This window comes from Streptomyces sp. NPDC050211, from assembly GCF_040656035.1.
In the GTDB taxonomy this organism is placed as follows: domain Bacteria; phylum Actinomycetota; class Actinomycetes; order Streptomycetales; family Streptomycetaceae; genus Streptomyces.
Genome location: NZ_JBFALC010000012.1, coordinates 99,330 through 124,333, shown reverse-complemented (window position 1 = coordinate 124,333; position 25,004 = coordinate 99,330). Strand labels below are relative to the sequence as shown.

At 69.4% G+C, this 25,004-nt stretch carries 23 protein-coding genes and 1 pseudogene; 13 read left to right on the top strand and 11 right to left on the bottom strand.

Translation table 11 applies throughout. The annotated features are described in order from the left end of the window. Positions 1–469 precede the first annotated feature (469 nt). From AB0I98_RS15665 to AB0I98_RS15650, 4 genes and pseudogenes are all read left to right on the top strand, one after another. The gene (locus tag AB0I98_RS15665; RefSeq protein ID WP_362941054.1) at positions 470–637 is read left to right on the top strand and encodes a hydrophobic protein; all 168 of its coding nucleotides are present in this window, start codon (positions 470–472) and stop codon (positions 635–637) included. 86 nt (positions 638–723) lie between these two features. Then, positions 724–897, top strand: coding sequence for a CsbD family protein (locus AB0I98_RS15660; RefSeq protein ID WP_362941051.1), 174 nt, complete (start codon positions 724–726; stop codon positions 895–897). A gap of 125 nt (positions 898–1,022) precedes the next feature. Further along, positions 1,023–1,483, top strand: a pseudogene (locus AB0I98_RS15655) (hypothetical protein); the annotation flags it as partial. 482 nt (positions 1,484–1,965) lie between these two features. Next, the gene (locus AB0I98_RS15650) at positions 1,966–2,814 is read left to right on the top strand and encodes a hypothetical protein (protein ID WP_362941048.1); all 849 of its coding nucleotides are present in this window, start codon (positions 1,966–1,968) and stop codon (positions 2,812–2,814) included. A 427-nt stretch (positions 2,815–3,241) separates the two neighbouring features. Here the strand turns inward: AB0I98_RS15650 and AB0I98_RS15645 are convergent, their stop codons facing one another. Then, positions 3,242–4,075 (bottom strand): YhjD/YihY/BrkB family envelope integrity protein, encoded by an 834-nt coding sequence (locus AB0I98_RS15645; protein WP_362941045.1) that lies wholly within the window; start codon positions 4,073–4,075, stop codon positions 3,242–3,244. A gap of 170 nt (positions 4,076–4,245) precedes the next feature. On the opposite strand from AB0I98_RS15645, the gene AB0I98_RS15640 reads away from it, so the two are divergent. Together AB0I98_RS15640 and AB0I98_RS15635 are read left to right on the top strand one after the other, a co-directional pair. After that, positions 4,246–4,602 (top strand): PRC-barrel domain-containing protein, encoded by a 357-nt coding sequence (locus AB0I98_RS15640; protein ID WP_362941042.1) that lies wholly within the window; start codon positions 4,246–4,248, stop codon positions 4,600–4,602. Between the two features lie 39 nt (positions 4,603–4,641). Then, positions 4,642–4,812 carry a hypothetical protein gene (locus AB0I98_RS15635; protein ID WP_362941039.1) on the top strand — a complete coding sequence of 57 codons (171 nt, stop codon included), beginning with the start codon at positions 4,642–4,644 and terminating at the stop codon, positions 4,810–4,812. Between the two features lie 457 nt (positions 4,813–5,269). Here AB0I98_RS15635 and AB0I98_RS15630 read toward each other — a convergent pair whose 3' ends face one another. Next, positions 5,270–5,968 (bottom strand): helix-turn-helix domain-containing protein, encoded by a 699-nt coding sequence (locus AB0I98_RS15630; RefSeq protein ID WP_362941036.1) that lies wholly within the window; start codon positions 5,966–5,968, stop codon positions 5,270–5,272. A 210-nt stretch (positions 5,969–6,178) separates the two neighbouring features. On the opposite strand from AB0I98_RS15630, the gene AB0I98_RS15625 reads away from it, so the two are divergent. Next, positions 6,179–6,880, top strand: coding sequence for an SDR family NAD(P)-dependent oxidoreductase (locus tag AB0I98_RS15625; RefSeq protein ID WP_362941033.1), 702 nt, complete (start codon positions 6,179–6,181; stop codon positions 6,878–6,880). A gap of 440 nt (positions 6,881–7,320) precedes the next feature. Here the strand turns inward: AB0I98_RS15625 and AB0I98_RS15620 are convergent, their stop codons facing one another. The 5 genes from AB0I98_RS15620 to AB0I98_RS15600 all read right to left on the bottom strand — a co-directional run bounded on the left by AB0I98_RS15620 (position 7,321) and on the right by AB0I98_RS15600 (position 12,905). Continuing rightward, complete coding sequence (locus tag AB0I98_RS15620) at positions 7,321–8,811, bottom strand: gamma-aminobutyraldehyde dehydrogenase (protein WP_362941031.1); 1,491 nt, start codon at positions 8,809–8,811, stop codon at positions 7,321–7,323. A gap of 3 nt (positions 8,812–8,814) precedes the next feature. Next, positions 8,815–9,909 (bottom strand): proline racemase family protein, encoded by a 1,095-nt coding sequence (locus AB0I98_RS15615; protein WP_362941028.1) that lies wholly within the window; start codon positions 9,907–9,909, stop codon positions 8,815–8,817. Beyond that, positions 9,909–10,826 carry a dihydrodipicolinate synthase family protein gene (locus AB0I98_RS15610; RefSeq protein WP_362941025.1) on the bottom strand — a complete coding sequence of 306 codons (918 nt, stop codon included), beginning with the start codon at positions 10,824–10,826 and terminating at the stop codon, positions 9,909–9,911. Before AB0I98_RS15610 ends, AB0I98_RS15615 begins: the two co-directional genes overlap by 1 nt. Positions 10,827–10,867: 41 nt before the next feature. Further along, entirely contained in the window at positions 10,868–12,112 is a 1,245-nt protein-coding gene (locus AB0I98_RS15605; protein WP_362941022.1) for an FAD-dependent oxidoreductase, read from the bottom strand. A gap of 196 nt (positions 12,113–12,308) precedes the next feature. Further along, positions 12,309–12,905 (bottom strand): short chain dehydrogenase, encoded by a 597-nt coding sequence (locus AB0I98_RS15600; protein WP_362941019.1) that lies wholly within the window; start codon positions 12,903–12,905, stop codon positions 12,309–12,311. Positions 12,906–12,975: 70 nt separating this feature from the next. Here AB0I98_RS15600 and AB0I98_RS15595 point away from each other — a divergent pair, with 70 nt between their 5' ends. The 6 genes from AB0I98_RS15595 (at position 12,976) to AB0I98_RS15570 (ending at position 20,267) form a co-directional block, all read left to right on the top strand. After that, positions 12,976–13,842 carry a LysR family transcriptional regulator gene (locus AB0I98_RS15595; RefSeq protein ID WP_362941016.1) on the top strand — a complete coding sequence of 289 codons (867 nt, stop codon included), beginning with the start codon at positions 12,976–12,978 and terminating at the stop codon, positions 13,840–13,842. A gap of 288 nt (positions 13,843–14,130) precedes the next feature. Beyond that, a complete protein-coding gene (locus AB0I98_RS15590) occupies positions 14,131–15,003 on the top strand; it encodes a transporter substrate-binding domain-containing protein (protein ID WP_362941013.1) in 873 nt (290 codons plus the stop codon). A 33-nt stretch (positions 15,004–15,036) separates the two neighbouring features. Then, a complete protein-coding gene (locus tag AB0I98_RS15585) occupies positions 15,037–15,840 on the top strand; it encodes an amino acid ABC transporter permease (RefSeq protein ID WP_362941011.1) in 804 nt (267 codons plus the stop codon). Beyond that, positions 15,840–16,670, top strand: a complete 831-nt coding sequence (locus tag AB0I98_RS15580) for an amino acid ABC transporter ATP-binding protein (RefSeq protein ID WP_362941008.1) — start codon at positions 15,840–15,842, stop codon at positions 16,668–16,670. The genes AB0I98_RS15585 and AB0I98_RS15580 overlap by 1 nt, the downstream gene beginning before the upstream one ends. Positions 16,671–16,763: 93 nt before the next feature. Further along, positions 16,764–17,474, top strand: coding sequence for a GntR family transcriptional regulator (locus AB0I98_RS15575; RefSeq protein WP_362941006.1), 711 nt, complete (start codon positions 16,764–16,766; stop codon positions 17,472–17,474). A gap of 909 nt (positions 17,475–18,383) precedes the next feature. Continuing rightward, complete coding sequence (locus AB0I98_RS15570; RefSeq protein WP_362941004.1) at positions 18,384–20,267, top strand: PA domain-containing protein; 1,884 nt, start codon at positions 18,384–18,386, stop codon at positions 20,265–20,267. Between the two features lie 196 nt (positions 20,268–20,463). Here the strand turns inward: AB0I98_RS15570 and AB0I98_RS15565 are convergent, their stop codons facing one another. From AB0I98_RS15565 to AB0I98_RS15550, 4 genes are read right to left on the bottom strand one after another with little or no spacing between them, the layout of a single operon-like run. Then, positions 20,464–22,221: an ABC transporter ATP-binding protein gene (locus AB0I98_RS15565; RefSeq protein ID WP_362941002.1), complete on the bottom strand. Its 1,758-nt coding sequence runs from the start codon at positions 22,219–22,221 to the stop codon at positions 20,464–20,466. After that, the gene (locus AB0I98_RS15560) at positions 22,218–22,745 is read right to left on the bottom strand and encodes a lasso peptide biosynthesis B2 protein (RefSeq protein ID WP_362941000.1); all 528 of its coding nucleotides are present in this window, start codon (positions 22,743–22,745) and stop codon (positions 22,218–22,220) included. The genes AB0I98_RS15565 and AB0I98_RS15560 overlap by 4 nt, the downstream gene beginning before the upstream one ends. Continuing rightward, positions 22,742–23,026 carry a PqqD family protein gene (locus tag AB0I98_RS15555; protein WP_362940998.1) on the bottom strand — a complete coding sequence of 95 codons (285 nt, stop codon included), beginning with the start codon at positions 23,024–23,026 and terminating at the stop codon, positions 22,742–22,744. The genes AB0I98_RS15560 and AB0I98_RS15555 overlap by 4 nt, the downstream gene beginning before the upstream one ends. A gap of 5 nt (positions 23,027–23,031) precedes the next feature. Beyond that, the gene (locus AB0I98_RS15550) at positions 23,032–24,516 is read right to left on the bottom strand and encodes an asparagine synthase-related protein (RefSeq protein ID WP_362940995.1); all 1,485 of its coding nucleotides are present in this window, start codon (positions 24,514–24,516) and stop codon (positions 23,032–23,034) included. Between the last annotated feature and the right edge of the window lie 488 nt (positions 24,517–25,004).

The window sequence follows — 25,004 nt, the reverse complement described above, 5'->3', positions numbered from 1 at the left end:
ACCGGAACCTGCCGCGCCCCCAACGGGCCCATCCGGCACTCGCCGTCGCTACGCGATCCTGCGCAGCCTCGATGCGCCTCATGCGGGCACCGTTCATCTGCTGCCCGCCGCGTCGCACGCATCCCACCGCAGGCGGTACGCATGTACGTGCTGATCGTTCCGGCTTCTGTCCCCTTCGTCCTGCTCGCCACCGTGATGGGTCTGTCCTGGTGGGAGGACCACATCCTGCCGACGCCGCCGGCCGAGCCGGCCGAAGCACCCGCTGAGGCTCCGTTTGTCCCAGCGTCCCCTGCCCAGCTCCCGGAACTCCCCTATGTCGACGCTGCGTTGACACAGGCAGTCGCCAGGCGTTGACTGACAGCACGGCGTAGGGCTATGCGCTCCGGATCACTCGGGCGACGCATTCCACCTTCCCGCTTCGCCCGGACCCCGCGGAACCAGGAGATTCCCGCGATCTGGAGGCCCGGCGATGTTATGGATTCTTCTCCTTCTGCTGATCCTGGTGGTGTTCGGGTTCGGCTTCACCATGCAGACCCTTTGGTGGGTCGCCGCCGTACTGCTGGTCGTATGGATCGTCGGCTTCGCCATGCTCGGGCGCGGCGGTGGCGGACGCCGGTACAGCCGCAGTCACCGGTAGTCCATACCAGGCGCCCCCGCCCGCGGAAATGCGGCCTGTACGGCAAGCGCGCGGGAGCCCATCCAGCGAATGAGCGGAGGACAACGATGAGCGTCAGGCAGACGATCAAGCACAAGACACAGGAACTCAAGGGCCGGATCACCGAACGCATCGGCCGCACCACCCGCAACAGGCGCCTGCAGCGCGAAGGCAGGACCGGCCGGGTCTCCGGAAACCTGAAGCAGGCCGGCGACAAGGCCAAGGACGCCTTCAGGCGCTGACCATGAACACCCCGGGTGATGCCCACCTCCCGTGGACACCACCCGGCAGGCCAACGCGGAATCAGCCCACAGGAGGTGACGGGCACGGCAATGAAGCAGAGCAACCCACGAACCGAGAACCAGAGATGGAAGCCATGCTCACCATCGTGATCAGCGCCGTGATCGTCATCGCGGCGGTCGCGGCCTGAAGCACCGCTTCGGACCCGAGTACGACCGTGCCGTCGCCGACCACGACGGCGACACCAAGGCCGCAGAACGGGAACTCAGTGAAGCGCGTCAAGCAGCACGGCTCCCTCACGGAACAACGACTGTCACCCGAGGCCCGCGCGCAGTACCCAGCTCAATGGGGCCACATTCAGGAGCAGTTCATCGACCACCGCAGAAGGCCGTCACCGAGGCAGACGCGCTCCTCGCCCGCTTGGCGGGGGACCGCGGCTTCCCCGGTGAACAGTTCGAAGAGCGGTTCACCGCCCTCTCCGTCCACCACGCCGCCCAGGTCCCCGGCTATCGCAGCATGCGCACAGCCGCCCGCGGCCAGAGCGGCACCGAGGAAATACGGGAGGCCATGGTCGAAGCCCGAGGCCTGCGCACCGAGTCGGTCTGCCTGCCCGGACCCTTCTCTTAGCCCCGCACTTCCGCTGGGGAAACCGACCGCCCCCGGGCCTGGCGTTCGCCGGGTAACGTCCGTGCGCTTCGCGTTCCGGTGATCTGCCGCTCGTGTGGGGAGGCTGATTGCCGCCCAGCCTGTGGGGGCTTCGTCCAATCCTCCGCAGGCTGGGCCGACGCACGCTCAACAGCTACTGCACAACTCGTGCCCGGGCCAACGCGCATCGGCCGTTTCTCGTCCGGTGCGAACAGCTCCATCCGCGCGGGAGGGTGCTTCCACGGGACCGCAAAACGCTCCCGGATCTCCATCAAGCTCGCGTCCGCCCCACCGTGAGCGGGACACATCCGGCCATCACGCACTGGTCGGCGAGTTGTCGCCCGGCTGGGTCCTTGCTGTCCGCCATCACACCGATGGTCACGGCGCCGACGACTGCCGGGCTCCAGAACTATCAAGGGATATTGGTGGAGAATCGCAGAGAAGAAGAGGAACGGGCGCCCAAGCGCAAGGTCCTCGACCTGACTCTTGTGCAGGTAGTGGCGAGCGCACTCGCGACTGTGGTGGGCGCGGTGCTGGCATCCCTGCTGGGGGTGACCGGGACGATCATCGGGGCCGCCGTGATCAGTGCCAGCGCGACCACCGGCGCAGCGGTCTTCTCTCATGCTTTCCGACGGACGGGCGAGGGGATTCGCAGCCGGGTGCCGTCCGTAGGAGTGCCGAGGACGCCGGGCGAGGAGCGGGCGGAACACCGCGCGGACGCCCGGGCGGCGTTCGGTTTACAGGCGGACGCTGCGGCTGTTCACACGAGGCCGCCCGGCGAGCCCGGTGGCCCGGGTGGTGAATACGGCGGGACGACGTCGGCCTCCGCGCCCTCCGAGGGCGAGTCGGTCACCACCTACCGGGGTGGCTCCCTCCGGAGGTCCATCGGCTGGAAGAAGTACGCCCTGGCGACGGGCCTGGTGTTCGCCCTGGCGATGCTCACGGTGACCGCGGTGGAGCTGATCATGGGCAAGCCGGTAGCGGCCGTGGTCAAGAACGAGCCGGGCAGGGGAACTTCGGTGGGCGGTGGCACGGCCGGTACCCCCGATCCCGCCGACAGGCGGACACCCACCCCGGGTGCGTCCAGTGGTTCGGCGCCGCAGACGGGCAGCTCTGCCTCGCCGGACGCGAGTACGGCGCCGGACACCAGTCCTGCTCCCAGCTCCAGCTCCAGTCCCAGCGCCTCGGCGTCGTCCGAGTCGTCCGCGCCGTCCGCGCCGTCCGCGCCCTCCAGCAACGGTGCCGTGAGCAGTTCCGACGCCACCGCTGACTGAGCAGAGACGAGCGGGTCCTGGCTTCGATGGATGGCCTGGTCGGCGAGCAGAGCGCGGAAGGCCCGGTCGGAGATGGGCCAGCCTGGTCAGCCGTTCCACGAAGAACGACCACGGCCGAGAGGAGAGGCATCCAGCGGCGAACCCGCTCCGCCGTCCGACGTGTACGAGCCGCGTCGGCCGACGAGTTGGTGTGCCGGCGTATCACCGTCGCCGCCCGCAGGTCAGCAGAGGTCTCTGCCGGAGCCGGTCGATCATGACCGCTGTGACCCATCCGGCACCACCCCATCACGATCCTCTGACCGCCACGCCCTTCGACCGGTCGTACAGGCAGCGCGCTTCCTGTGCAGTGAGCCGATCAGGCCATGGCTGACTCGCCCCCTGAGGGCGATCACGGCCCAGGCCAAATGACCAGCTGCCCCGCAGCAGCTCACCTGCGTCGTTTCAGTGCGTGTGCCGCGCGCGGGAGTTCTTCGTGCAGCAGTCGGCCGACCAGCGCCCCACCGAAGACTACGACTCCCACGCCGACCAGCCAGGACTGGATGACCAGAACGGTTCCGACGGGGCCGTAGGTGACGGCATTGGATGCGATCAACGGCGAGAAGACGAGCCTGGAGAAGACCCTCAGGCCAAGCAGCCCGATCACGGTGGCCACGGCGCCGGGCAGCAGGGCTCGCCAGCGGATCCGCCCGCCGAGCAGCAGGCGCTGGGACCACCAGAGCAACAGCACGGCGCTCAGCGACGCGACGGCCACACCTGCCAGGGGTTCACGCCGCAGCGTGGTGGTGGCGGAGACGAAGAGGTACCCGGTGAGGATCCCGAGCCACACCACATGCCGCCACCTCGCCCACCAGCGGGCCGGCGGCAGGTCCCAGACCTTCTCGTAGCCGGTCTGCACCGCCGCCCCGAAGGTCAGACCGAACACGGCGAGCGCTGCGATACCGAACGCGGTCGTGGTCCGCAGTGCCTGGCCAGGCCGGATGAACAACTGCTCGACCTGCCGCCTGGAGGCTCTCGACACGCCGAGCCCTTCCCCCAACCACTGGGCGAACCCCCGCCCGTGCTCGGGATCGGCAGAGGAGACAATGATCAGCAGCGGCACCAGCGTGAGCAACCCCAGCGCCGCGAAGCCCAGCGAACGCGACCACAGCTCGAGATCCCTGCTCCGCCGCCATCCGCGCCCGGCTGGTGAACGGGTGATCGCGCGGCGCAGCCGTCCGAGTCGAGATGGACGGTCCGCGGCACCGGAAGGCTTCATCGGCATGCCTGTCGACTACCACGCTCGGCACCGTCACCGCGCGAGGGCGCGACACAGAGGTTCCTCGATAACCTGGAAGGACAAGGGCCTATCGGCCCCTCAACGGGGCGGCGACTTCCCGCAGGGGCGGCCCGGTGGCCCGCACCGGCCCGGATCAACGGCTCAGGAGGCAGGCCATGATCCATTCAGCCGACATCCGCGAGTGGCGTAACCGCAGCGTCGTCGACCCGAAGGGCCACAAGATCGGCGTACTCGAAGCGATCTACGTGGACACCACCACCGACGAACCGGCCGTGGCCACGATCCGCACCGGACTCCCCACCCGCCACCACCTGGCCTTCGTACCCCTCGACGAGGCGACCCTCGGACCGGACTACGTCAAGGTCTCCTACGCCAAGGCGCTGGTGAAGAAGGCACCCTCGGTCGGCATGGACGACATCCTGCCCGCCGAGGCAGAGGAAGCGATCTTCCAGCACTACGACATGACCTACCAGACGGGCGCAGGCGGCGAGCGGCAACTCGCGCGCCGCTGACCGTCCGGTGCTCAGCTACCCAAGGGAGGTGTTCGCATCATGGCTCTCTTGCTGCTTCTCGTTCTGGTCGCCGTCGTGCTGGGAATCATCGGAGTCGTAGCGGAAGGGCTGAGCTACCTGCTGATTGTCGGCATCGTGGTTCTCGTGGCCGCGCTGGCCCTCACCGCCGCGCGCCGGTCCCAGCACTCCCGTCACCGCCCCATCCGATAACACCGGCAGCTCGCCCATCATCGCGTGAGCGGATGGCGGAGCAGCACCCGTCATGAGCAGGATCAAGAACCATGCCGGACGGGGGAACAACGGGGAATCACGGTGAAAGCAAGCGAAGTCGACGAGACCGCGTTCCGTCCGTTCGCCCAGGTCAGCGGCCAAGTCGGCGGCGATTGATTGCTGCCCATCAGTGATCCTTCCCGGCAGAGGTACTACCTCATGCCAGAGGACAGTCCCGGAGAACCTGGCCAGACACGATCGCTGTCAGAAGGTACGGCTCTCGTCACCCGCTCCAGATTGAAACCCCAGGTCAGCGACCTGGGGTTTGTTCGTTGCCAGGGCCTTGGGGTGCAGAAGTCGCTCAGGGTAGAGGGCGACTTGTGAGAGCCCCGCCGCATGGCCGTGTCGGCCACCAACCGGGTCACCCACCCACTTCCGCGTCCGCGTCGAGTGGGGCTCAGCTGTTCTTCCCCGGCTTCGGTGCGGTGCTGCCTGCCGGGCCGGCGCGGAGCATGGCCTTGTAGAGGGCGTCGTGCTCGGGCGAGGCGGGCAGAGGGCCGCGGGCAGGGGTCTCGAGGGACTGGATCATCAGGGCGACGACGCGTCGCCAGGCGTCGGGAGCGGCATCGCCGCAGGCGTTGACGACGCCTGCGTTGGCCATGTGGATCAGCACCAGGTCCGAGGGGTCGAAGTCCTCGCGCAGGCGGCCTGTGGCCTTGGCGCGGTCGATGAGCCTCACCATGGCCTCGTACGCCTCGTTGCGACGCTGCTCCAGGGCCTTGGCGGTGGGGAAGGTCGTGGTCAGGACGTCGGCGAAGCCGTAGTCGGCGGCCTGCATCGCGCAGGCGGTCTCGATGTATCCGGTGAAACCGTGCCAGGGGTCGGGGTCGTCGAGGGCGACGGCGACCGCGTCGGCGTAGGCGTCCATGCGGTCGAGGAAGACGGCGGCGACCAGGTCCTCCTTCACGGGGAAGTGGCGCAGGACGGTGGCGATCCCCACTCCTGCCTCGCGGGCCACGGAGGCCATGGAGGCGTTCAGGCCGTCACGCCCGAACACCGTGCGCCCGGCGGCGATGATCCTCCCCCGGTTGCGCTCGGCGTCACTGCGCAGAGGCGGGGTGGCGGAGTCGTCGGTGGGCCGGGCGCCAGGGTTCATGCCGGCGAGTCTAGCAATCGGATTGCCCTATCCATTTTCGGTGGTACGATTGCCACGCGAACCGGATAGGGTTATCCGATTCAGAAACGGATAGCCCTATCCAAATTGGGGAACCCCCTGAGGCGCCCGGTGCTCGCACCGGCGGCAAGGAGCTCTCACCATCGCCCGACACACCGATATCCCCCAACGAGGTTTTACGAAAGGATCGCTGTGACCAGCATCGCCATCGTCGGAGTCGGCCCCCAGATGGGCCTGGCCATCGCCCGCACCTTCGGCTCCCAGGGCTTCGACGTCGCCCTGATCTCCCGTAACCGTGAGAAGCTCGACGGCCTCGTCGACACGCTCACCGCCGAGGGCATCACCGCCGCCGCGTTCCCCGCGGACGTGCTCGACCGCGACGCGCTCACCCAGGCGCTCAAGGACGCCGCCGCACGGTTCGGCGGGATCGATGTCCTGGAGTACTCCCCGGTGGGGACGTTCGGCGTCACCACGCTGACCGCTCCGGCCGAGACCGAACCGTCTCATGTGGAGTTCGAGATGAACTTCCAGCTCTACGGAGCCATCGCCGCCACCAGGGCGGTGCTGCCGGCGATGCGGGAGGCCGGCGCGGGCACCCTGCTCTACACCACCGGCGCCGGCTCGATCTGGCCCGACCCGCGGGTCGCCAACGTCAACGCCGCCGCCGCGGCGTTGCGCAACTGGGCGATGAACCTGCACAAGGAGCTGGACGGCACCGGCATCCAGGCCGCCCATGTCGGCATCGACTCGTCGATCGGCGTCTCCGTCATCCCCGGCGTCGAGGCGGCCAGGCCCGAGCAGATCACGCCCCTCTACTGGCAGCTGCACACCACCGAGCGCGACGAGGCCGAGCTCGTCTTCCGCCTCGACGCCGAGGGCTTCCCCCGCCCCTGACACGGCGCCGGCTCTGCTGACTCGGCCCCCTCGTCGAACCCCGGTCGCGTCGCGTCGTCCCAGCGCCGCGACGCGGTCCTGAAGAAAGCCTCCGTGTGCTCCTGCAATGACGTCCTCCGCCCGGCGACCCTGATCGGACGGCGTTCCCATAGCGTGCCCGTAAGACCGGTCAACCACGGTCAACAGCGGTAGGATCCGCACCTTCAACCGCCAGTCCGGGAGACATATGGCCAGGTCAGAAGCGCTCCGGCTACGCAAGCGCCGTCCCTTCCCAAGCTGAGAGCGCGAGTTCGATTCTCGTCACCCGCTCTTCTTCCAGCCCCAGGTCAGCGACCTGGGGCTGCGTAGTGCGCTCACGGCCTTGACGCGCGCGAGGCGCTCCGTCTGTTGTTCCTCGGCAAGTGAACGGCGTTTTCGTGCGCCGTGGAGGTGACGCGCGGTCAGCGGCTGGTGAAGACCACGTCGTGCCAGGACTTGTGCCGGGTACCGGTGATCTCCGTCATGACGTGCTTGACGTTGGTGTACTCGTCGAAGGAGTAGGCCGACATGTCCTTGCCGAAGCCGGACGCCTTGTAGCCGCCGTGCGGCATCTCGCTGATGATCGGGATGTGGTCGTTGATCCAGACGCAGCCCGCCTGGATCTCGCGGCCCGCGCGGCCCGCGCGGAAGACGTTGGTGGTCCAGGCCGAGGCGGCCAGTCCGTACGGGGTGTCGTTGGCGAGGTGGATGGCCTCGTCGTCGGTGTCGAAGGGGAGGCAGACCAGGACCGGGCCGAAGATCTCCTGCTGGACGATGGCGGAGTCCTGCGCGGCGTCGGTGATGAGGGTGGGCTCGTAGTGGGCGGTCCGGCCGAGCGGGCCGTCGGGGATCCTCCCTCCGCGCACGACCGTGGCGCCGCCCTCGCGAGCAGCCTCGACCATGGCCGCGACCCGGTCGCGCTGGCGGAGGGAGATCAGGGAACCCATGTCCGTGTCCGGGTCGTCGACCGGGCCCAGGCGTACGCCGTCCATGAGGGCGGCGACGCGCTCGACGAACGCCTCGTACAGGGGACGTTGGACGTAGGCACGGGTAGCGGCGGTGCAGTCCTGGCCGGAGTTGATGAGGGCTCCGGCGACGGCTCCGCGGGCGGCGGCCTCCAGGTCGGCGTCATCGAAGACGAGGAAGGGGGCCTTGCCGCCGAGTTCGAGGTGGACGCGCTTGACCAACCCCGCTGCCTGGGCGGCGACTTGGCGGCCGACGGCTGTGGAGCCGGTGAAGGAGACCATGGCGACGTCGGGGTGGGTGATCAGGGCTTGGCCCGCGACGGGGCCACTGCCGGTGACGATGTTGAGGACGCCGTCCGGGATTCCGGCCTCCTGGGCTGCCTCGGCGAACAACACCGAGGTGAGCGGCGTGAGTTCGGACGGCTTCAGCACGATCGTGTTGCCGGCCGCCATGGCGGGCAGCGCCTTCCACGCCGCCATCTGGAGCGGGTAGTTCCAGGGGGCGATGGAGCCGATGACGCCGATGGGTTCGCGGCGGATCGTGGAGGTGTGGTCGGCTGAGTACTCCGCCGAGGCGCGGCCCTCCAGGTTGCGGGCCGCTCCGGCGAAGAAGCGGACGTTGTCGATGGTGCCTGGGACGTCGAAGCCTCGGGTGAGTCTGATCGGCTTGCCCGCGTTGCGGCTTTCGGCCTGCGCCAACTCCTCGCTACGGGCCTGGAGTTGGTCCGCCCAGCGCAGCATGGCCTCGGAGCGTTCGGCGGGTGTCTTGCGCGACCACTCGGCGAAGGCGGCGCGCGCGGCGGCCACCGCCTCGTGCACGTCGTCCGGGCCGGCCAGGGTGTCGGTGTCCAGGACCTCGCCGGTGGCGGGGTTGGTCACCTCGTACTGCTCGCCGGACGTGCCGGAGCGGCGCTTGCCCGCGATGAACTGCTGTCCGGTGGTCTCCATCGGTCACGTCTCCAAGTCGGTCTCGGGGTGGGCTGCCTGCTCGCCCCACAGGTCGCCGAGCGTGTAGCCGTACGGGAAGGGGTCGGTTTCGTCGAGGACGTACTGGCTGAACGCGGTGATCCAGCCTCGTCCGCTGATCGTCGGGAGAACGGCGTCGTAGGGGCCGATCCGGGTCTCGGACAGGAGCCTGCCGGTGAAGGTGGTGCCGAGGATCGACTCGTGGATGAACGGGGTGTTCAGGGGCAGTTCGCCGCGCGCGTGCACGGCGGCCATACGGCCGCTGGTGCCGGTGCCGCACGGGGAGCGGTCCAGGGTGCCGGTCCAGGTCGTCGGGTCGGACAGGTCCACCTCGCCGTTCGGGAGGACGACCGTGTTGCGGGCGGAGGCGCCGGGTGTCGGGGAGGGGCCGAGGATCATCGCCAGAGAGATCTTGTTGATGCCGGGGTTGAGCGGGTGGCTGACCGGGATCTGCTGTTGTGCGGCGGTCCGCAGTACGGCCCCTGCACGGGCGAGTTGCTTGGCGGCACCGGCCTCCAGGCTGACACCGAGGTCCGCGGCGCGTGCCTGGACGTAGAACTGGCCGCCGAAGACGATGTCGACCGGTACTCGACCGTATTCGGGAAGGTCCAGGACATGGTCGAGGGCTACGGCGAATGCGGGCACGTTGGCGAAGGTGACCCGGGTGGCCTTGCCCCCGGACACCTCGGCGCGGACGCGGACGAGGCCGACGGCGGTGTCCACGGTGAGTTCGGTGACCGGCTCGGTGACCGGCACCGCGCCCGTCTCCACGAGAGCCGTGACGGCACAGATCAGGTTGGAGCCGGACATGGGACGGAAGCCGCCCTGTTCCAGCACGACCAGTCCGAAGTCGGCGGTCGGGTCGGCCGGCGGGAGTACGAGGGCGCCGCACAGGGCAGGGTAGCCGCGCGGTTCGCGCAGCAGGAGGCGGCGCAGCTCGTCGAGGTGCTTCTCGCAGTACTGCAGACGTTCGGCCATGGTGGCGCCCCGGACGTGCAGATGGCTGCCGATCAGTACGCGTCCCGGCTCGCCCTCGGCGTGGACGTCGATCGCATGGATAAGGCGGTGCTGGGTGGTCATCACGCGGCCACCGGGTCGTCGGCGGTCTCGACGCCGGCCGCCGTGAGCAGGGCGCGGAACTCCTCGCGGTGCTCGGGAGCCAGTGGCAGGACGGGGCGGCGGGTGGAGCCGGCGCTGACGCCGACGAGGTCGAGGCCGGTCTTGATGCCGCAGGCGTAGTTGTGGGACTCCAGGAACTGGCAGATCGGGAAGATCTTCGCCCACAGCTCGCGCCCGGCGTGCAGGTTGCCGCGGACGGCGAGGGCGTCGTACAGGTCGGCGCACAGCCGGGGGATCACGCTCGCCGTGCCCCACACTCCGGCCTTCGCCCCGCTCGCGAGGGCGGCGAAGGTGAGGGTGTCCCAGCCGTTGAGGGTGGTGATGTCCTGCGCGTGCTGCTGCTGGACGGCGGAGAGCCAGGTGAAGTCGCCGCCGGTGTCCTTGTAGGAGGTCACCGCGGTCTCGCGGGCCAGCTGGGCCAGTTGCTCGGGGGTGAGGTGCACTCCGGATGCGGAGGGGATGTTGTAGTACATGATCGGGATGTCGATCGCCTCCGAGACCGCGCCGAAGTAGGCGAGGAGTTCCTCGTAGGACGGGGCGTCGTAGAACGGCGGCACGATCATGACGGCCGTCGCGCCGGCCTTCTGGGCGTGGACGCTCAGCTCCACGGTCTCGGCCGTGCTCAGCGCGCCGGTTCCGGCGATGACCGGGACTCGTCCTGCGGCCGCTTCGACGTACAGCTCGGTGACCTGCTTGCGTTCGCCGAGGGTCAGCGTCGTGAACTCGCCGGTGCTGCCGCCGGGGACGAGGCCGTGGATACCGCCGCCGATGATGTGGTCGGCCTGGCGCTGGACGCCCGCCGCGTCTACAGCGGAGCCGTCCGCGGTCAGGGGGGTGACGACGGCGGCGAGGATGCCGGTGAACTGCGGGGCGCTCATGTGCGGTCTCCTGGAGTGAGAGGGGCAGGGGAGGGTGAGGATCACCGGCGGCTGAAGCGGCGCGGGGAGACCGCCTCGGCGACGGCGGGGAGGCGCTGCCGGGTGATGGCCTCGGTGATGGTCTCGGCAGTGGCGGGGGCCAGGGTGAGGCCGAGCATGCCGTGGCCCGAGGCGACGTAGACGTTGGGCAGCGACCCGAGTCGCCCGATGACCGGCAGGCCGTCCGGAGTCATGGGCCGCAGACCCGCCCACGGGGCGGCCTCTCCCGGCGGGTTGCCCCAGTCGGTGAAGGCGTCGGCCGCGGCCTTCTTGATGGCGGCGATGCGTCGGGGGTTGATGTTCTCCTCCAGGCCGCCGAACTCCATCGTCCCGGCCAGCCGCAGGAAGCCGCCGAGCGGAGTCACCGCGACGCGGGCATCCTCCAGGGTGAGGGACGTGCGCAGTTGCAAGGGCGCTGGGGTGTAGTCGACGCTGTAGCCCTTGCCGGGGCGGATGGGCAGCGGAACGCCCAGTTGGCGGGTCATAGGGCCCGTCCAGACACCGGCCGCCAGGAGCAGGGTGTCGCCGGTGAACTCGCCCTTGTCGGTCAGTACGCCGGTGACGGTGTCGCCCTGGCGCAGGAAGTGGCGTACCGGAGTGTGCTCGTGGATCTCCACGCCCAGTTCCTGGCAGCGCTTGAGCAGGCCGGCGGTGAGGGAGTCGGGCTCGACCTGCCGGTCGTCCGGGAAGTAGAGGCCGTGGCGGGTACGGCTGTTGAGTGCCGGTTCGCGAGCCTGGACGGCGTCGCCGTGCAGGTGCTCGGGGACCATGCCGAAGCGATCGAAGACGTCGAGGGAGGCGCACTGCTCCTCGTACCGCTCACGGGTCTCGAAGGCGAGCAGGACGCCGGCCTTGTGCATCTCGAAGTCGATGCCGTCCCGGGTCCAGTCGTCGAGGAGGTCCATGGTGCCCTCGGCCAGGCGCAGTTGGGTCTGAAGGCCGTGGCGGAAGTCCCGGGCGGTGCAGTGCCGGGCCATGCTCAGCATGAACTTCACGAAGGACGGGGCCAGCGAGGGCTTGACGTACAGGGGGCTGTCCGGCTTCAGCATCCATTTCAGCGACTGCAGGATGACGCCGGGGGCGGGCACCGGGCCGCTCTCGGCCAGCGCGATCTTGGCCGCGTTGCCGTGCGTGGCGGCGGAGCCCGCACGCCGGGCGTCCAGGACCACCACCTCGCAGCCGCTCTTGGCCAGCCGGTAGGCACTGGCCAGGCCGACGGCCCCGGCACCCACAACGATGATCCGCATGGAGTCGTGTACCTCCGACAGAGAAGTGCATGCAGATTGTCAAACAATCTGCGGTGATGGAGGCGACGCTAGGCTCGACGCCCGGCGCAGTCAATAAGTCGCGGTGAAGTTGTTGCCGTGAAGTCGGCGTAGTGACGGCGCGGAAGCACGAAGGGCCCCCGCTTGCGCGAGGACCCCTGAACTGCGTAAACGGTCACTACAAAGCGTAGACCTGCCCTGTCTGGGCGCCCTCGACGCAGCGGGCGTACGCCTGGGCGACGTCGGCGAGATCGACCGAGGGCGTGCCCGGGAAGAAGTCCCCGTAGGCGTCGAGGCTCTCGGTGAACACCGTGGGGCTGACCGCGTTGACGCGCTGCGGCGCGATCTCGATGGCGGCGGCACGCACGAACGCCTCCACCGCCCCGTTGGCCATGGAGGCCGCACTGCCGGTGCGGATCGGCTCGCGGGCCAGCACACCCGTGATCAGGGTGAAGGAACCCCGCTCGGCAATGCGCGGAACCCCTTGCCTCACCAGGTCGATCTGGCTGAGCACCTTGCCCCGGAAGGCGGCCAGGTAGTCCTCGGGCGTCAGCTCGGTGACCGGCTTGTACGGCACGTGACCGGCGGCGCTGACCACCGCGTCCACCCGGCCCGCCCGGTCGTACAGCTCGGCGACCTGCGCCGGGTCGGTGATGTCGTAGCGCAGGTCGCCGCCGCCGCGTCCCACGGTGAGGACCTCGTGCCCACGGACGGCCAGTGCCTTGTGGACGCTCGAGCCGAGCGTGCCGGTGGCGCCGATGAGGAGAATCTTCATGACAACGACGCTAGGTCCGGTCCATGGAGCGAGGGAAATGCCTTCCGCGGAGCACTTATGCTCCAGGGTTATGAATGTGGAGATCCGGCACCTGCGGGCGCTCGCCGCGATCGGCGACGAGGACACCATCACCGGCGCCGCGGCCGTGCTCCGCATCAGCCAACCCGCCCTCTCGCGCACCCTGGAGCAGCTGGAGAGCCGGGTCGGCGTGCGCCTCGTGGAGCGTACGACCCGCGCGCTCTCCCTCACCGATGCGGGACAGCGGCTGCATGAGCGGGCCCACCAGATCCTGCATCAGCTGGACGACGCACTGACAGAAGCCGCGACGGGGATACGACCGCTGCGGATCGGTTTCGCCTGGGCGGCCCTCGGCGACCGTACCGTGCCACTGCTGCGCACCTGGCGGGAGAAGCATCCCGACACTCCCGTACAGGTACACCGCGGCGACGACCCGGAAGCCGCTCTGCGCCGAGGGGACGTCGACGCCGCGCTCCTGCGCACCGAGCCCGCCCCGGAAGCCGGACTGGAGGTCCGGTCGCTGTACCGGGAACGGCGCCTGGTCGCCGTCCCCGAGGACGATCCGCTCGCCGGTCGCTCGGCCGTACGCCTCGCCGACCTCGCCGACCGGCCGGTTGCGCTCTGCGCCACCGCCGCAACCACGGCCGGCCTCTGGCCCGAGGGGGCGCGGCCGCACACGTTCGAGGTGGCCAACGTCGACGAATGGCTCACGGCGATCGCCACGGGTGACGCGGTGGGCGTCACGGCCCAGGCCACCGAGCACAGCCATCCGCACCCCGGCGTCCGCTACCTGCCCCTGTCTGACGCGCCTCCCGTGACGGTCCGGATGGCCTGGCCGCGTACGCCCACGCATCCGGCCACCCTCGCTTTTCTCGACCATGTGCGGGACACGACCGGCGCCGCAGGGCTGGGCGCGTAGCCGTCGCCGGCGCCTCACATCCGCCCAGCTCAAGCCCCTGATGCAGGCAGCACGTAACCCGCGGCGAGCGGCGTGCGCGACGGAGCGGCACCGCTCGAAGTATCACGATTGCGGCCATTGACAGCGCGTGGCCGTCTCTCTAACCTCCCCCTAACTTGCTGGTTGTCAGACAATTTGCATCTGGTGGCTGCGGTCTTCTTTCTGCGGGCCCTGAGCTCCCCCGTACCTCCCCCTCTCCGCCTCCGCCGCGTGTGCCCTCCCGCCCGTTCTCTAGCCCCGGAGTACGCCATGGCCCTCACCAAGCAGAGCCGATACACCTTCTACGTGCTGGGACTGCTCCTGCTGTCCCTCATAGCCGGATACGTCGGCGGACGATCCGGCTCGGACAGCGGCTCGTCGCAGACCGTCGCCTCGTCCGGCTCCTCCAACGAGGCCACCTGGATCGAGAAGATCAAGAAGGCGGGCGTGCTGCGGATCGGCTGTGCCGACGCGCCGCCGACCATCGTCGTGAAGTCGGACGGCACATGCACCGGCCCCGACCTCATTCCGCTGCAGAACCTCGCCGACGGCATCGGCGTGAAGGTCAAGACGGTGGCGACGACCTGGCAGAACATCGTCGCGGGCCTGCAGGCGAACAAGTACGACGTCGCCGCCGACCTCGACCAGACCGTCGAGCGCAGCCTGGCGATCCGCTTCACCAACCCCTCGTGGTCCTACCCCGGCGTGTTCCTGGTCGAGCGGGACAGCAACTTCACGACCAGCAAGCAGATCCTCGACTCCGGCAAGGCGATCGCCACCTCGCAGGGCACCGCCGCGGACACGGCGCTCCAGCGGGCCAAGGCCAAGGAACTGCGCGTGGACACCTTCCAGAACGCGCTGAGCGGCGTGAAGGCGGGACGCGCCGCGGCGGTCTTCACCGACCTCGCCACCGCCGTCGACATGGCGAACAAGGACAAGTCCGTGGGCATCGTCGTCCCCGACCCGGCGCTCCTGGTGAACCACGTGGCCTACGGCGTTCCCGCCGACATCGACTCCCGGTCCATGGAGATCCTCAACGTGGCGATCGACAACTCCGTCGCCAGCGGTGAGATCGACCGTTCCTTCGCCGACGCCGGCTACCGCGACGTGGACAACCTGGGCGACCTCCAGATCAAGCCCTGACCGCCGCCTCCCGTCTCCCGAAGGCAGACCGCGATGAACCTCGCCTACTCCCCGGACCTGGGAGTCATCGGTCCCTCACTGCCCGTCCTGCTGGACGGCCTGTGGCTGACCCTCGAAATCTCGGCCATCGTGATCCTGGCCAGCACCGTCCTCGGCTTCCCGCTCGCCGTGGCACGGATGTCGAAGATCGAGGTCATCCGCTGGCCCGCACAGTTCTACATCGAGGTGTTCCGCTGCACCCCGCTGCTGATCCAGCTGTTGTGGGTGTTCTACGCCCTGCCGGCACTCCTCGACACGACCTTCCCGGCGAAGCTCTCGATCATCCTCGCGCTCACCGCACATCTGACGGCCTTCATGGCCGAGACCTATCGCGCCGGAATGCAGTCCGTGCCCACCGAGCAGATCGAAGCGGCCCAGATGCTTCGGTTGAGCCGGTTCCACATCCTGCGGTACATCGTCGTGCCGCAGGCGTTCCGCCAGCAGATCCCCTCGATCCTGTCGCTCAACGTGAGCCTGTTCAAGGACACGTCCCTGGTGTCCGCGCTGGGCATGGCAGACCTGACGTTCCAGGGCAACATCCTGTCCACCCAGACCTACCGCCCCATGGAGATCTTCACCATGGTCGCGATCCACTACTTCGTCGTCGCCTTCCCCGCGACGCTGTTCACCAGCTACGTAGAACAGCGCCTGCTCGTCGCCGGCTCGCGCGGCGCCCCGCCGCCCTCGTCCGGGCTGCGCAGCACGCTCGGCCGGATGCGGCCCGGTTACCGGCCGCCCGCCGTGACGAACACCCCCTCCACTCCGACCGCCAAGATGTCCCAGCCGGAAGGTGCCTGATGACGACGCAGGAAACCAACCCCGCAGACCCGAGCACGGGCACCACCTCCATGAGCGGGACCACCACCGACGCACGGCCGGAAGAGACGGCGTTCCTGCACACGCACGGCGTCAGCAAGTCCTTCCACGGACGCCCCGTCCTCAAAGAGGCCGACTTCCGGATCGACAGCGGCGAGATCGCCGTGCTCATCGGCAAGAGCGGCTCCGGCAAGAGCACCCTGCTGCGGGTCATTGCCGGGCTGGAGGAGCCGGACGCCGGAGACATCCACCTCGCCGGCCAGACCGTAGTGCGGGACGGCGAGTACCAGGAAGCCTGGAAGGACCTGCGGGGTCAGGTCGGAATGATCTTCCAGAGCTACACCCTCTGGCCCCACATGAACGTCCTGGACAACCTCACCGTCGCGCCCCGGCTCGTCCTGGGCGAGAGCAAGGCACAGCTGCTGGACCGCGCCGAGCGGGCTCTCACCGACGTCGGCATGGCCCACCACCTGCGCAGCCGCTGCGTCCAGCTGTCCGGAGGCGAGCGTCAACGTGTGGCCATCGCACGCGCCCTGATGATGCGCCCGCGCCTGCTGCTGTGCGACGAGATCACCTCCGCACTCGATCCGCCGGTCGCCGCCGAGGTTCTGGGCGTACTGACCAAGCTGAAGCAGGAGGAGGGCATCGCCTGCGCCATCGTCACCCACGACATGGCGTTCGCCTCCAAGGCCGCCGACCGCCTCTGCTACTTCGAGGACGGCCTGATCAAGGAGGACGCCCCGCCCAGCGAAGCCTTCACCAATCCCCGTACCCCGGGCCTCAGGGCCTTCATCGACGCCATCCGCTTCTGATCCCGTCCTGCGATGCCGTCACGGGACGACGGCATCGCCGGTACGCGTACCCGCCCCCATAGAATGTGGTCTGACAATCTGCGGAGGGAATTCATGAGCGAGTACGCCGCCCAGGCTGCCGGCCCGAGGCAGGTCACCACCCAGACGCGCCGGGACGCTGTCGTGGACGAACTGCGTCGGGCCATCATGGCCGGCGAGCTGAAGGCCGGCCAGCCTCTACGCGAGGTTCACATCGCCCAGCAGATGGGCGTCAGCCGCCCGACCCTGCGCGAAGCCGTCTACCAGCTGATCCACGAAGGGCTCCTCGATCAGCAGCCGTACCGCGGCGTCGTCGTCACAGCGATCGACGAGAAGTTCATCACCGACACCGCGGCGGTCCGCGTCGCCCTGGAGACCCTCGCGGCGAAGGCCGTGGCCGACGACCCCGACGGCTCCCGGCGCACCATGCTCGAAACCGCCTGGCAGGAGTACCGCGCCGCACACCGCGGCCAGGACACCACCCGCCTCCACCAGGCCCACGTCGCGCTGCACCGCACCATCTGGGACGCCTCCGACAACGCCATGCTGAAGCGGATCTGGCCCACCGTCGAAGCACAGATCAACCTCGCCATCACACTCGACGAGAGCACCCGCTCCGATCCCGACCGGGCCCTGCACGTCCACGAACGGCTGATCGACGCCATTCTCGGCGGCGACCCCGCCACCGTCGAGGCCGAGGTGGAACGCCACACCCGGGCGAGCGCCGACGAGCTGATCGAGATGCTCGCCGAACGGCAGCGCGGCGGAGACGGCACCGAATCCTGAGGGACCTGTCCGCCCACAGTCGCGACCAGCCACGCGGGAGAACAACACCACCGATCAACGACCGGATCCGACTCCACGGACTGGTGTCACAGGATCGCGTACGCAACGCCGTCCGCACACCCTGCACCGGCCCGCGCCCGGTTCCTCTCCACGCGGGCCTGACAGTCCGACCGCGCGACTACACCGAAGCCCTGCCCCATCCTTGCCCGTGGGGACGGACAACCACGGTCAACAGCGGTGCGATCCGACCTACACGACCGCCCCAAGGACCAGGTATCTGCGCTGGTCAGAGCCATGCAGCCCGCCCAAGCGGCGTTGCTTCCCAAGCTGAGAGCGCGAGTTCGATTCTCGTCACCCGCTCCATGAGGAAGGCCCAGGTCATAGACCCGGGCCTTTTGCTGTCTTCGGTGGTCAGCTGTCGCGTGCCAGATTCGTGCCAGAACGTTGATCGTCTGGATCAGCGCCGACTTCGTCTACCAAGGCCGGCACTTCCCGGCGAGCCTTGCATACGGTCGAGTCGAGACCGGCAGCATCGTCCTGCTGTCGCTCGTTGACGGCGACGCGGAACCCCGCGTCGGATTTGGCTCCAGGCCGGGAGCCCGCCGACCGGGTCCGCTCCGCCGCCGGCGGCCCGCGTCGACGAGTGCCGTGTCTGGACGCGGGCATCCGCCCGCCGGGTCGCTGCCGGGGTCCGCGAGGACGGAGTCACGACGGCAAGCCCGCCCGTCACGGTCCGCTGCCGTGAGGCCGAACATCCTTGACCGCGGCAATCTCTGACGCCCCATCCGAAGCCGACGCTGAATATGATCACGTTAACGCGGCTCCGCAACCCTTTCCCCACAGGCCACGCACAGAGTAGGTCCCCTTCGCTGCCCCCTGCGCTTCTTCACTCTCACACCAAGGAGAGCCATGGGAAGAGCGAGAACCCGCGTACGTGTCGTGGGTTGTCTCGCCGCGGTGGGCCTCGTCGCCGGCGCCTTCGCCGGTGTCGCCCACGCACATGACGGTGTCTCCGCCGACGACGGCGGTATCGACAACGCCGGGGCCACACACGATCACCACAGCCACCAGCACGGTGGTGACGAGGGCCATCTCCCCGCCGGAAGTGACAACGTCCGGCTCGTCAGCAAACTCGGCCTGAAGAACGTCGAGCCCGAGAAGATCGCCGACGTCGGTGTCTTCGAGGGGTACGCCTACCTTGCCGCCTGGGGCGGCGCGACCTGCAAGTACAACGGCGTGCACGTGGTGGACATCCGCAAGCCCGCAGCGCCTGAGGAGGTTGCCTTCATCCAGGCGAAGGAGGGCAGCGCACCGGGCGAGGGCATCCAGACCCTGCACATCGACACCCCGTACGTCAACGGGGACGTGCTGGTCAGCAACAACGAGAAGTGCAAGGAGGCCGCCGGCTTCGGCGGCATGAACATCTACGACGTCAGCGACCCTGCCCACCCGACCCCGCTCGCCGAGGGCGTCGGCGACCACACGGTCATGGGCCAGGGCAAGAAGGACGCCAACGACATCCACAGCGTCTACGCATGGGACGCGGGCAGCAAGGCGTACGCCGTCATCGTCGACAACGAAGAGGGCCCGGACGTCGACATCGTCGACATCACCAACCCCAAGAAGGCCAAGGTCATCGCGGAATACGACCTCGACGAGGCGTTCCCGCAGATCGTCCAGGACGCCCCGGCCAACCTCACCGAGATCTTCCTGCACGACATGGTCGTCAAGGAGATCGGCGGCCGGCAGATCATGCTCGCCTCCTACTGGGACGCCGGCTACGTCACCCTCGACGTGACCGACCCGACGAAGGTCGACTACCTCGGCGACACCGACTTCGCCGCGCACGACCCCGAGGCGCTGGAGAGCGGCTTCCAGGTGGCGCCCGAAGGCAACGCCCACCAGGCCGAGTTCATCCTCGACAACGAGTACGTCATCGGCGCCGACGAGGACTTCGGGCCGTACGCGCTCGCCGCCCGCAACGTCACCGACGGCACCGACATCACAGCCAGCCAGGGCAGCAACACCACGCGCCTGGAAGAGGGCCAGACCATCACCGGCGACTCCGTCTTCGCGGGCCGGGCCTGCGTCGGCGACCCCGTGGTCCCCGCCGGTGACCCGAACACCGTGGACGTCGCCGTCGTCGAGCGCGGAGTGTGCACGTTCAGCGAGAAGGTCGCGAACGTCATCGCGGCCGGCGGCTACGACGCCGTACTCGTCTTCAACCGCACCGGCACGGACGCCTGCGACCAGACCCTCGGCATGAGCGTCGAAGGCGACATCCCGGCCTTCGGCGTCGCACCGCGCGGCCAGGGTTTCGCCATCTTCGGCCAGTCCTACGACGATGCGGCCTGCCTGGCCGGAACGGGCCCCGCGCAGCTGCCGGTGGCGGTCGGCACCAAGGGCGACCGGCTGACCTTCTCGTCGTACTTCGACGGCTGGGGCTACGCGCACCTCTACCGCAACGAGAGTGGCAAGCTCACCGAGCTGGACACCTACGCCGTTCCCGAGGCGCACGACCCGGCCTACGCGACGGACTCCGGCGACCTGTCCATCCACGAGGTGGCCGTCTCCGAGAAGCGGGCAGACCTGCTCTACTTCTCGTACTACGCGGCCGGGCTGCGCGTCGCGAAGATCGTCGATGCCGAGATCGTCGAGGTGGGCCACTACATCGACGAAGGCGGCAACAACTTCTGGGGCGCCCAGGTCTTCGAGTCCGGCGGCAAGGAGTACGTCGCCGCCTCCGACCGCGACCACGGGCTCTACATCTTCGAGTACACCGGAGGGCTGTGAGCAGCGGGCGCGGCCAGGAACGAGGCCGCTGACAACGCGGGGCCGCGCTGATGCCGGCGCGGCCCCGTGCGTCGCGTTGTGAAGTTGGCAGCGGGGAGCTGCGGCCGGGGCTCGCCGCGGCGAAGACAAGCGGACGATCGTGGCCCATGCCCCCGCCTGACTGGACGAGCCGACAGACGGGCGCACCGAACGGCCACTATCCGGAGAGGACGTCCCCCGTCTCCTGGGCCCGTGCCAGGAAGCGGTAGTGATCGCTGCTGCGCAGCAGTTCGCTGTGGGTGCCGGTGGCGACGACCCGGCCGCCGTCCAGGACCACGACGAGGTCGGCGGCGCGGATCGTCGAGTACCGGTGGGCGATGACCAGCAGGGCGCACTCGTGGGTGATGCGTCGGATCGAGCGGCGCAGGGCGGCCTCGTTGAGCGCGTCGAGGTGGGCCGTCGGCTCGTCGAGGAGCAGCAGGGCCGGCCGGGTGAGCAGTGCGCGGGCGAGCGCGACACGCTGGCGCTCGCCGCCGGACAGGGCCATGCCGTGTTCCCCGGCAGGCGTGTCCAGTCCGTACGGCGACCGGGCGACCACTTCGGAGAGCTGGGCCAGCTCTATCACTCGGTCCAGTTCCGCAGGGTCCGCGCCGGGGGCGGCGTACAGCAGGTTCTCGCGCAGTGTGCCGTACAGCACCGGCGCGTGCTGCTCCACGAGGCCGATCCGTGCGCGGTGTTCGGCCGGGCCCAGGGTGCGGATGTCCCGGCCCTCGAACAGGACGCGGCCCGCGTCGGGGTCGTAGAAGCGCTCCGCCAGCGCGAAGACGGTGGACTTGCCGGCGCCGGAGCTACCGATCAGGGCGACGTGGCCACGTCGCGGAACCGTGAAGGAGACTCCTCGGAGCACCAGGCGGCCCGGCTCGTAGTGGAACCGGACGTCCTGGAATTCCAGTACGGGGACTGCGGGGACCACGGAGGCAGCTTGTGCCGGCGTCGCGGGCCGGCGCTCGGGTTCGGGTCCCGTTTCACCCGGCAGGTCGAGAACCTCGCTGATGCGTCGCAGCGCGCCCAGGCCCTGCCGCATGGTGCTCAGCGCCTGGAAGACCGCGGCGACCGGGGACATCAGATAGAGCATGTAGAGGAGGAACGCGGCGAGGTCGGCGACCGAGCCGTCCTGGCCGGCGACCCGAATGCCGCCGATCAGCAACACCAGCAGGAACGACCCGTTGATGGTGAGGGTGATCGCCGGGGCGACCACCGCGTCCAGGGCGCCGACCCGCACGCTCTGGCCGTACGCCGACCGGGCCTGGGCCCCTATCCGCAGGGTCTCGCGTTCCTCGGCGCGGCTGGCGCGCACGGTGCGGATCGCGCTCAGCGCGCGCTCCAGTTCGGCGGTCATCGCCCCGGTTGCCTGCTGTGCGTGGAGCGAAGCCCGCTCGATCCCGCGCAGCACCGACGTCACCGCCACCGAGCCGAGTGCGATCACGGCCAGCACGATCAGGAACAGCACCCAGTCGAGCCACACCATCAGGACCACGACGCCGACGAGCCCGACGATGCCGGTGACCGCGTCCGTGAACCCCTCGGAGACCAGCAGCCGCAGCGCGGTGCTGTCGGCGGCCGTCCTGGCGATGAGGTCGCCGGTGCGCCGGCGGTCGTACGTGCGCATGGGCAGCCGGAGCAGGTGGGCGATGAGGTCGAGGCGAAGGCCCAGTACGACGCCTTCTCCGGTGCGGGTGAGCACGTATCGGGCCACCGCCTGTACGACGGCTTGCGCGAGGAAGAGCACGACCAGCAGGCCGATGGCACCGCCCGTCGCGGTGCCCGCACTCGCCGCCTCGATGACCCGCTTGACCACCAGTGGCTGGGCCAGGGCGAACGCGGATCCGGCCACGGCCAGCGCTGCGGCCAGGGAGATGCTGCGGCCCTGGCCGCGCAGGACACGCCGGACCTCCTGCGGGCCCGTGCGCCTCATGGGGTGCCCCCCGGGGCAACCGGACTCCCCGCCTCCACTCTCCGTACCTCCTCGGAACCGACGCGCAGCAGCACGGCGAAGCCGGCCTTGAGTCCCGGGATGTCGCCCAGCACCTCGTCGTACAGCTCCGCCCAGGCGTGGAAGGCGAAGCGTCCGCCGATCGACGAGCGCTGCCGGCCCACGACGACCTCGGCGGGCAGTCCGAGCGTGGTGAGGTAGGTGGCGAGCGCGTACGAGCGGGGCAGGCACAGCGCGTCGGGGTCGGCCAGCCGCAGCCAGGTGAGACAGGGCAGCACCTCGGAGCGGGCGAGCCGGACCGCCTCCGTCGGCTCCCACGGGGCCTGGCTCGCGGGCCGCAGGGTGCGCAGATACCACTGGGCGTCCGGCCAACCGCGCCGCCGGAGCAGGCGCGCGGCGCGGACGGTGCGGGCGGCGGCGAGCAGCCGTGCCCGCCGGGGCGGGCGGGGTGGCGGGGGCCCGGGGTCGTGGAGCAGGAACTCCCAGTCGGCGGTGGGGTCTTTCATGGCGCCGTGGTGGAATCGGTGCCGGGCTCGGCGAGGTGGTTCTCGGTGAGTCGGCCGGTGAGCGTGGCGAGGCCGTCGCGGAGCATGGCGTCGGTGGCGTCGATGCGCTCACCGAGGTGTCGTACGGCCTCCTCGGTGGTGTCGTACCGGAGCGCGGCCTGCAGCATGAGGGTGGCTACGGGGTTCAGCTCGTAGTAGGCGCCCTCCGCGCCGTCGAGCAGCACGCCGGTGCCGTCGGCGGGGTCGAAGGCGGTCTGTTCGGTGAGCCGGAGCAGCGGCATGGCGGTCACCTCCGGTCGTCCGCCGCCGTCGTCGTACGGGGGCGGCGGCCCAGTCGTGCTTCGAGGTCGCGCAGGAAGAGCTCGACCATGGCGGAACAGAGCAGGTTCTCGGCGTTGCGGCGCAGTGCCCCCGGGTTCGCCAGCACCTCGTCGAGGCGCCGCGGGTCGACGACGCCCAGCTCGGTCAGCCGGGCGTCGGGGGCGCCGAGGATCCGGGCGAGCGCCTCCGGGTGGCGCAGGCACCAGGTCTCGTCGGGCGAGCCCAGCCAGCTCCGCCCGTAGTGGCGCCAGATGTCGGGTGGCAGCCGGTGCGCGGCGGCCAGCCGCAGGACGGGTTTGTCGATGGTGCGCCCCGCGTGGGGGATCAGGCGGTAGACGTCGGGCAGCCTGGCCGCGAGGCGGCGCAGCGGTCGGCCGCCGAGGGGTTTGGCGAGGTGGATGCCGCGCGGGCGCCACAGGGCGAGGTTCAGGGTGTGTTCCTGGGGTGCGAAGTCCAGGTCGTACGGTTCGGGGGCCGCGTCGGGCACCGGGACGAGGAAGTCGCTGCCGAGTTCGACCTCGGCGAGCGCCTCGGGGTCGGCGTACAGGGAGTACGAGGGCCGGGCACTGCGCAGAATGCGGCTCAGCTCCCAGCGGGTGCCGAGCAGTCCACGCAGCATCCGCCACTTCTCGTACAGCGGTATGTCACCCGCGAGGATGTCGTGCAGCCCGTACCGCAGGGGACCGAAGAGCGTGTCCCCCTCCAGGCCCGACAGCACCACCCGCACGCCGTCCGCCGCGATCCGGTCGGCGACGCGCTCCAGGGAGCGCGGCCAGACGTGGTTGAAGGGGTGCGGGAAGTCGCACGTGGTGGAGAAGTAGTCGTCGTCGGTGGCGCGCGGGACGGTCACCAGGGGGACGGCCAGGTGCCGGCACACCTGGCGCGCGTACGAGGACTCGTCGGCGGACGGGTCGTCCGTGCCCATGTGGTACGCGGTGACGTCGGCGTCGTGCTCGGCGAGCGCCGCCAGGACGGTGGCCGAGTCGACGCCGCCGGAGAGCAGGATGCCGATCCGGCCGCCGGCGCAGGGGCGGGTCTCCTCCAGCAGCAGGTCGTAGGTGAGGCGGGCGTACTCGCGCAGGGTGGTGCGGCGCGGCAGTTCCAGGGGCGTGGCACGCTCGTAGGTCTCGGTCTGGGTGGCGCGGGGGCCAAGGGCGGTGAACTGCCCGGGTCGCAGCAGCCCGAGCCCCGGATACAGGAAGACGTCCTCGCCTCGGCAGCTCCGCCAGAGGCTCTCCCGGTCGAAGTCCGGCAGGCGTCCGCCGAGCAGGTCTCTCGGGTCGGAGGACCAGGAGACGCACGTTCCGGTCCTGCGGTGGAAGATCTGGTCGGGGCTGGAGAGCCCGCGGAAGACAACGACCCGCTCCGGTGTGACAACGCACCCGGAGAGTTCCGCCGGGAGCGTCCTGAGTATGGCGGCGAGGGCACGGTATTGTGCACCGGCCGTCACGTCAGCAATTCGCTGGACGAATTCCAGGGATGGACGGAATATCAGGGGTCCGGAGAAAAGAACCCGGGTTCCGTTATCGGGTTGTGGCGGGATCCCGGGAGATCCAGCACTCAACCATTGAAGCGAAAAATACTCCCCGGGCGGAATGCGCTCAGGGGTTCCAGGGGTGCCGAGTACGACACGTCCCGAGCACCCCACGAAGTCCCCTGCTAGGTGCTGGTCAGATGTGACGGCCCCTCCCCGACCGACAGTTGCACCAGCAGGTGAGGGGCCGGGGCGTTGCTGGTCACACAATGTTGCCGTGACCGAGGAGGTCAGGAACGCCACGACGGAGCTGCCCGGTCAGTTCCTCGATCCGCCCTAGGCAGATGACGGTCGGAGCCGTGTACTTCAGCATGGTCTCTCACCTTCTTCCCTCCATGAATAATCTAATACGGCCCACTCCGGATATCGCGACAGAACGGGCCATGGGATGACAAAATGAGGTT